Consider the following 1,302-nt stretch of genomic DNA (forward strand, 5'->3'; position numbering starts at 1 on the left):
CCATTGCTGGTTCAGCTTGTCGAAATCGGCCTTGCCGTCGGGCCTTGTGCCCTCGTATGCCCTGGTGATGGCCTGTGCGACCGCTTTGCGCACCGCCGCCGAGAACCAGACGTGCGGGTTGCCGCCATCCTTGACGCCACCGATCTCCGCCGCGTTGATGACTTGCGATTTGGCGGATTGCGCGGCTTTGACGGCCCATGAGTCGTACCCGGCGCCGTTGACGATGACGATTCGTGCCTTCTGCAGTTTGGCGATGTCGGACGTGGTCGGCTCATAGTCGTGCGCGTCCACGTTGGTGGAGTTGATGATGCTGGTCACCTGCACGCCGCTTCCGCCGAGCTGCTCGGCGAGGGTGCCCCATTGGTTGATGGAGGAGACGACGGAAATCGCGCCATGCGCGGAACCGGCACCGTTCTGCGACGTTCCGCAGGCAGACGCGGAAGTGAGAAGGCCGACGGAAGCGAGTACGGCAATCGCAATTCTTGCATAACGGTTCACGATGGTTCCTCCATTTTCATACGCTTCATGCTTCGGTGAATCCATCATAACCGTAACTGAGAATGATTCTCAACAGCGCGTGTCGCTTCCACAAGAAAAACAACAAACCGACGCCGAGAGCAATCTCAACGTCGGTTTGCGGGGAAAAGGAGCTGCCGATCAGCCAAAACGTACAATTACAGAGTTTCGCACAGCGAAGCGCTATTAACTGGCCAGCTGAAGCTGACTCGCACCAACCCACCGGGTTGGCACTACGTTTTGGCGAATCGGCCTTATCGATCAGCCAAAACGTCCGGAGACGTAGCGTTCGGCTTCTTCGTTCTGCGGGTTGTTGAACATCGTGGTGGTGTCGGTGAAGTACTCGAGGTGACCCGGCTGGCCGACGGCCTTCAGGTTGAAGAAGGCGGTGTAGTCGGCGATACGGGCGGCCTGCTGCATGTTGTGCGTCACGATCACGATGGTGTACTCGTTCTTCAGCTCGTTGATCAGATCCTCCACGGCCAGGGTGGAGATCGGGTCGAGGGCGGAGCACGGTTCGTCCATGAGCAGCACCTGCGGGTGCACGGCCACGGCGCGTGCGATGCACAGACGCTGCTGCTGGCCGCCGGACAGGCCGATGCCCGGATTGTCCAGACGATCCTTGACCTCGTTCCACAGGTTGGCGCCACGCAGGGCCCACTCGACCAGATCATCCGCGTCGGACTTGGAGATCTTGCGGTTGTTGAGCTTCACACCGGCCAGCACGTTCTCGCGGATGGACATGGTCGGGAACGGGTTCGGACGCTGGAACACCATGCCGACGTC

General features: G+C 60.1%; 2 protein-coding genes. Both read right to left on the minus strand.

The genetic code is table 11. The annotated features are described in order from the left end of the window. A partial coding sequence (locus ACR0P8_RS09855; RefSeq protein WP_432624871.1) for a metal ABC transporter solute-binding protein, Zn/Mn family occupies positions 1–498 on the minus strand: 498 nt, incomplete at its 3' end. 279 nt (positions 499–777) lie between these two features. Then, positions 778–1,302, minus strand: a 525-nt coding sequence (locus ACR0P8_RS09860; RefSeq protein WP_432624872.1) for a phosphate ABC transporter ATP-binding protein, incomplete at its 5' end; no start/stop codon positions are given.

Source organism: Bifidobacterium sp., from assembly GCF_050874245.1.
GTDB lineage: Bacteria > Actinomycetota > Actinomycetes > Actinomycetales > Bifidobacteriaceae > Bifidobacterium.